Origin of the sequence: Desulfovibrio sp. (genome assembly GCF_019422935.1) — a bacterium.
Taxonomy (GTDB): Bacteria; Desulfobacterota; Desulfovibrionia; order Desulfovibrionales; family Desulfovibrionaceae; genus Desulfovibrio.
The window spans coordinates 168,458-174,705 of sequence record NZ_JAHZCJ010000009.1 but is presented as its reverse complement, the minus strand read 5'-3'; the positions used below and the strand labels follow the sequence as shown (position 1 = coordinate 174,705).

Annotated in this window: 5 protein-coding genes; all 5 read right to left on the bottom strand. The window is 58.1% G+C overall.

What is annotated here, in order from left to right; translation table 11 throughout:
* Positions 1-134: 134 nt before the first annotated feature.
* Positions 135-818 carry a molecular chaperone TorD family protein gene (locus QZ383_RS12185; RefSeq protein WP_291445779.1) on the bottom strand — a complete coding sequence of 228 codons (684 nt, stop codon included), beginning with the start codon at positions 816-818 and terminating at the stop codon, positions 135-137.
* 45 nt (positions 819-863) lie between these two features.
* Positions 864-1,715, bottom strand: coding sequence for a DmsC/YnfH family molybdoenzyme membrane anchor subunit (locus tag QZ383_RS12180; RefSeq protein WP_291445778.1), 852 nt, complete (start codon positions 1,713-1,715; stop codon positions 864-866).
* A 1-nt stretch (position 1,716) separates the two neighbouring features.
* Positions 1,717-2,334, bottom strand: a complete 618-nt coding sequence (locus tag QZ383_RS12175) for a DMSO/selenate family reductase complex B subunit (protein WP_291445776.1) — start codon at positions 2,332-2,334, stop codon at positions 1,717-1,719.
* 38 nt (positions 2,335-2,372) lie between these two features.
* Entirely contained in the window at positions 2,373-4,829 is a 2,457-nt protein-coding gene (locus QZ383_RS12170) for a DMSO/selenate family reductase complex A subunit (protein WP_291445774.1), read from the bottom strand.
* Positions 4,830-5,392: 563 nt separating this feature from the next.
* Positions 5,393-6,199 carry an exodeoxyribonuclease III gene (locus QZ383_RS12165; protein WP_291445772.1) on the bottom strand — a complete coding sequence of 269 codons (807 nt, stop codon included), beginning with the start codon at positions 6,197-6,199 and terminating at the stop codon, positions 5,393-5,395.
* Positions 6,200-6,248 lie beyond the last annotated feature (49 nt).

The window sequence follows — 6,248 nt, the reverse complement described above, 5'->3', positions numbered from 1 at the left end:
TAAAGCTTTAAGCTTCACGGAACCCCCCGCCTAGCGGGGGGTTTTCTACATACAACAAAAGCCGTTCCCACCTTTCTCGGCAAGGAACGGCTTTTGTCGTTGGTCAAAAACCTTTTGGCGTGCGCTGTACAGCGCTATTCCTGAACGAGCGCCCGCACGTTTCCCAGCAGCAGGCAACAAAGAGCCGACATTTCGCGGTAAAACACAGTACTGGCGCATGCCGAAGCTTTTTCCAGGCAGTCTCCAACCCAGGCCAGAATGTGCCCGTCCATAAAAGTCGCCAGCGCCGCCTCCGGGGATTGCCCCTGGCTTGAGGCAACAGCTCCGCCCATGTTCTGCACAAGAAAGAGGATGAAGGCCAGTTCCAGCCCCAGATGGTCCTCGGGCTCGTGCCCGTCCCGTTCTGCGGCTATGCCCCACTCCCTGTAGCAGTCGCGCACTTCCTGCGTTCTGCAGCCAAAAAGCAGGCGATCCTTCTCCCGCCACACGGATTCCCACGGCGCGGCAGCAGGCTGCGGCCCGGAAAACAAGGCCAGATGATCCATGTGCAGATCCAGATACAGCGCGCGGCAGGAATCCTGCGCCGCCTCTGCCGGATAGGCTGCCGCGAGGGCGGCAGTGCGGCCCTCTGGATCAAGAGCCTCGCCCCACAGCTTTTCAGCCAGTTCTGAAGGCCTGAAACAGGCCCAACTGCCAAAGCCTTGCAAAAGCCCGCCGCCAATGACGCCGCGCAGCAGGTCTTCATCCGGCGAATTCTGGAAAATGCGGCTGCAAAACTGCAAGGCCACAACGTATTGCGTCAACTGTTCTTGTTCCATATGTATGATGCGGGGGCCAGACGGCCCCCGTAGAGTTTGCCGTGCCTACATGCCCAGGCGTGAATAGGAAAGATAAAAAACAAGCCGCCCGAACACTTCACCCAGAACAATCAGGAGAAATGCGGGAACCGTCAGCGCCGGACGAAATCCTTTGCCTTGCATGCCACGGGCCGCAGCCAGTGCCAGCAGCACAACGCCCAGACCAGATGCCAGGGCGTGCAAGCCGTGCGACCATGCAATGCAGGCCGTTGGCAGAAGCCGGGAACCGGGGTTCACAAGATAGGATTGCTCAGGCATGGCCAGCGGCAGGCTCACGGCCATCAGCACAAGGCCCAGCACCGCCCACACAAGGCAGGGACCCAGTGCGCGCACGGGCGCGCCTTCCTTGCGCAGGCTCAGCACCACACCATGCCAGGATCCGCCAAGCAGGCACATGGAGGCAAGAAAGGCCGTAAAAACGCCCCAGTTGCTCCAGCCGGGCATTGTGGACTGATTGTAAACGCAGCTCATGACGAACAGCAGTGCAATACCGCACAGGCCCGCCACAATCATGGCTTTCTTCTCGCCATCCACCGCATGCCTTTTGCGCCCGACAAGCACCAGCCACAACAGGGCAAGACCCATAAGGCCGATCATGAGGATTTCGCGGCTGAGCCACGACTGCGTCACGTGCAGCAGGGTAAAGGGCGCATGCATGGGCGTGCCCAGATGCACAAAACTGATGATCACGGCCACGGCAAACAGAAGCAGTGCCGCCACATTCTGCCGCCGCACACCTTCGCGCAGTGCGCGGTCGGCTTCGTTGCCAAGCACGCACTTGCCCACCAGCACCATGCCTACGGCCATCTGCACCAGCAAGGTAAAGAATACCAGCGGAAATTCCTGAAGATACTCCATGCTACATCTCCTCCGGATTACGGATGCTGCCCATGTTGCTGCCCACTGGCTGCGCGTTGTGGGGCGGCGTAATCACAAGACAGGGGGAGGTCACGCTCTGCTCCGGCAGCGGAGCCACGTGCTCGGCATCGCCGAACTGTTTTTTCAGGTCTTCATATTCGCCAAAGTGAATGGCCCGCATGGGGCAGGCTTCCACGCACAGGGGTTTGAGCCCGGCTGCCAGCCTGTCCTTGCAGAAATCGCACTTGGTCATTCTGCCCGACTGCTTGTTATACTGGGGGGCGGAATAAGGGCAGTTCCACTCGCAATAGCGGCAGCCCACGCACTTGTCGGGATCCACGCTCACAATGCCCTGCTCGTCCTTGTGCATGGCCGTGGTGGGGCAAACCTTCACGCACACGGGGTTCTGGCAGTGGTTGCAACTGACGGACGTATAGTAGGAAAACACATTCTGGTCATACGTGCCGTTGGCACGGCGCACCCACTTTCCGCCCGTGTACTCCGCAACGCGCCGCCACATGACGCCCTGGGGCAGATCATGCCCGTCTATACAGGCAACCATGCAGGTTTTGCAGCCCGTACAGGCTGTCATATCTATATAAAAAGCCGGCTGTTTCACAATAAATCTCCTCAATGCAGACAGTTCCGCGCAACAGGCTAAATTTTAACCACATCCACAAGATTGGTGTGCTGCGGATTGCCCTTGGCCAAGGGGGTCATGTGCGTTTTTGTCAGAGTATTGATGCACCCGCCCTGATCCACGCCGTTTTTGTCCGGGGTGTACCATGCGCCCTGCGGCAGGCTGAGCACACCGGGCATGATGCGCGGCGTCACCTTGACCCGAACGACCACAGCGCCGCGGTCGTTGAAAACCTTGACCACGTCGTCGTGCCTGATGCCGCGCTGCGCCGCATCGGCCTCGTTCATCCAGAGCTGCTGCGGGGCAACCTGCTCAAGCCAGGGGATGTTGGCATAGCTTGAATGCGCGCGCCCCTTGTAATGGTGGCCGATAAGCTGGAAGGGATGCTTTTTCATTCCCTCGTAATCGCACGGGCCTTCCCATGTTTTTTCATACACGGGTATGGCGTAGATAGCGTCACCCTTGGGCAGTTCCCATGTCTGGTTCAGATCCCACAGACGCTTGGAGAATATTTCGATCTTGCCCGAAGGCGTCTTGAGCGGATTGTTCGCCGGATTTTCGCGAAAATCCTTGAAGGCGACCTTTTGCGGCATGGGGAACCACTTGAACAGTCCGATTTTTGAAGCTTCGTCAAAGGATTCGGGCAATTCCGGCTTTTTGGCACGGGCCTGGGCGTAAAGATGCTTCACCCAGTCAAGCTGGCTGCGGCCCTCGGTATATTTTGCCGCCAGATCGGGCTGGCCCAGAAGCTTGCCGATTTTTTCGCTCAGGGCCGCGCAGATATCATACTGCGAGCGGGTCTCGAACAGAGGTTCAATGGCCTTGCGGGCAATGAGCAGGGAACTCTGATCCACCTGATAGCCTTGCTGGATGATGTCGTCCTGTTCCAGCGGCGTCACGGAAGGCAGGAGGATATCCGCAAATTTTGCCGAAGCCGTCATGCGGTTTTCCACCACCACAATGCACTCGCACTTGCTTTCATCTTCAAGAATCTTGCGAGTGCCGTTGATGTCCGAATGCTGGTTGATAAGGGCGTTGCCAGAGCTGTTCCACAAAAACTTGATGCCGTGATCCAGCTTTTCCTTGTTGCGCAAGCCCATTTTTTTGGCAGTCACCTGAGTGTAGTCGTCAATGGCGTTGACCCAGGTGTAGAAAGAAATGCGCGTCTTGACCGGATTAGTGCCTTCGGGCATGCGCGGAAAACCAATCTGGCTCACGCTTTCCGCACTGCCTGAACCGCCCCCGGCAATGCCCACGTTGCCGGTAAGGATGGCAAGCATGGCAATGGAACGGGACATAGTGTCGCCGTTGGCGTGGCGCTGCGGCCCCCACCCCTGAATGACGCAGCAGGGCTTGGTGGAGCCGATCTCGCGGGCAAGGCGGATGATTTTTTCCGCCGGATACCCGGTGATGGTTTCCGCCCATTGCGGCGTTTTCGCCGTGTTGTCCGGGCCTTCGCCCGTGATATACGCGCGGTAGCTGTTGCCTGCGGGCACGCCCTCGGGCATGTGCTCCTCGTCAAAACCAAGGCAGTGCGTGTCCACAAACTGCTGGTCAACCAGCCCTTCGTTCATGAGCACATAGGCAATGGCCGCGATAAGCGCGCCGTCAGAACCGGGGCGGATGGGCACCCATTCGTCCCCCAGCTTGGCCATGGAATCCGAATACCGGGGATCAACCATGATGATGCGGGCATTGCCTTTTTTTCTGGCTTCAAACAGCTCATAAGAAAGGCCGCCGCCGCTCTGGCGGGTTTCAAGAATGTTGCAGCCAAACATGACAATGAGCTTTGAGTTAGCCATGTCATTAATGGTATTGCCCGCATTGATTCCGTAGAGATACGGAATGGCAGCTGAAATCTGAGCCGTGCTGTAGGTGCCGTATTCGTCCAGATGCCCGCCCAGCATATTGGCAAGCCTGAAAAATTCGTTGCGGCGCGTCATGCCGCTGGACGTTGTGCCCGAGCCATACATGCGGTGGATGGACTCCGGCCCGTAGGTGTTCAGCACGCGCACCCATTCCTTGGCGACGGTGTCCAGGGCTTCGTCCCATGAAATGCGCTCAAATTTCCCCTCGCCGCGCTTGGCGCCGGGCACGCGCCGCATGGGGTACTTAATGCGGTCAGGGGAATAGGTGTATTTGCGCATGGAGCGCCCGCGCAGACAGGCGCGGATGGCCCTGTTGTTGGGGCCGTCATCGGAATTGTCCGTTTCCACGCGCGTGACGCGGCCATCTTTGACAAAGGCGCGCAGCGTACACTGCGAACCGCAGTTCACCACGCAGCCGGAGTAAAAGCACTGCTCGCCCGCGCCATACGGCGGCTGGGTGGCTGCACGGGCCAGGCCAAGGGGCAAACCACCGCCCAATGGCAAAAGGGATGCGCCGCCAAGCGCGGTACACCACTTGAGAACTTCGCGCCGGGTCACTTCCCGGTGCGCGAGCAAAGGCGGGGTGGAATCGGAATATTTTTTCATCACAATCCTCATTCTGCGCCGCAGACGCGGCAAGGTAACCTTTCCCCTCCGGGACAGGAGGGGGAAATCAGAGTAGGGGCAAACCCAAGAGCAGGTGAAGGCAGGGCTGAATCAAAAGGACATAGGCCACGTATTGGCACTCAGGAGTATCGGACAAAATCCACGGCGTGGACGATGGTTCCTGGCGGGCGCGCTCCGGCTGACGGAGCGCCTCAAAAGTGGGGATCTGCTGTTCTTTGAACGTTATTCAGGCTATTGCGCGGTTGAAAACCGCAATATTCACGCTCATTGCCACAAGCGATACTGTTACGCTCCCTTCTGCAGGAAGGCAATACCGCAAGAATCAGCTTCAACTTCGGCGTGTTGGATGACTTTGCGTATCACGGAAAGCTGCTGGACCAGCACGCCCAGCCATACATAAGCAGTTTATGATTGATGCTTGTGGTTGGCACATGATTTACCCAGCACAGGATTGCCGCGCATCAATGTACTGGCATCAGGGGGAAAAAAGCCGGGCTGGAACCGCTTGATTCCAGCCCGGCTGCATAGACATGACTGTGGCGTTAAAATTCCAGGCACAACCCCACAGGGCAGTGATCTGAACCAAAAACGTCCGTTTCAATCCAGGCATCACGCACAGCAGGTGCAAGCTCCTGCGATACAAAGAAATAATCAATACGCCAGCCCACGTTCTTTTCCCGCGCGCGGCTCTTGTACGACCACCAGGAATAGCTGTCTGCCTTGTCGCCATGCACATGGCGGAAGGTGTCCACATAGCCCATAGCCGTAAAGCGATCCAGAAAGGCGCGCTCTTCGGGCAAAAAGCCCGTATACTTTTCGTTCTGCTTGGGGCGCGCGAGGTCAATGGGCCTGTGCGCTATATTAAAATCCCCGCAAACCACAATGGGCTTGCTCTTGCGGCATTCTTCCGCATAGGCGAGAAAGGCGTCGAAAAAACCCATCTTGTACGGCACGCGCTTGAAGCGGCCCGTGGGCTTGCCATTGTCGTCCAGTTCTTCCGCGCCGCCGTTGGGGAAATAGCCATTGAAAAAATGGAACTGCGGATACTCCAGATGCAGCAGACGTCCCTCGCCCTGAAATTCCGGCTGGGGCAGCTCCACGCTGACATTCAGCGAAGGTATCCGGCTGAACACCGCAACGCCCGAGTAGCCTTTTTTTACCGTGCTCCACGACCAGTGCGATTCCCAGCCGTCAGGATCGCGCACGTCTTCACTCAACTGGTCCGGGTGGGCCTTGGTTTCCTGCAAGGCCACAACCTGCGCTTCGGTGCGCGAAAACCATTCCCATTCGGGCTTGCCCGCCACGGCGCGCAGACCATTGACATTCCATGAAACAAGCTTGAGCTGCATACGTCCTCCTGCCGCAGCATAGCCTTGGCTTGTTTTGCGGGCAAGGGGC

What these genes read in the sequence shown, in the direction of transcription:
- QZ383_RS12185 (WP_291445779.1), bottom strand. Translation starts at nt 818, where the DNA reads ATGGAACAAGAACAGTTGACGCAATACGTTGTGGCCTTGCAGTTTTGC.
- QZ383_RS12180 (WP_291445778.1), bottom strand. Translation starts at nt 1,715, where the DNA reads ATGGAGTATCTTCAGGAATTTCCGCTGGTATTCTTTACCTTGCTGGTG.
- QZ383_RS12170 (WP_291445774.1), bottom strand. Translation starts at nt 4,829, where the DNA reads ATGAAAAAATATTCCGATTCCACCCCGCCTTTGCTCGCGCACCGGGAA.
- QZ383_RS12165 (WP_291445772.1), bottom strand. Translation starts at nt 6,199, where the DNA reads ATGCAGCTCAAGCTTGTTTCATGGAATGTCAATGGTCTGCGCGCCGTG.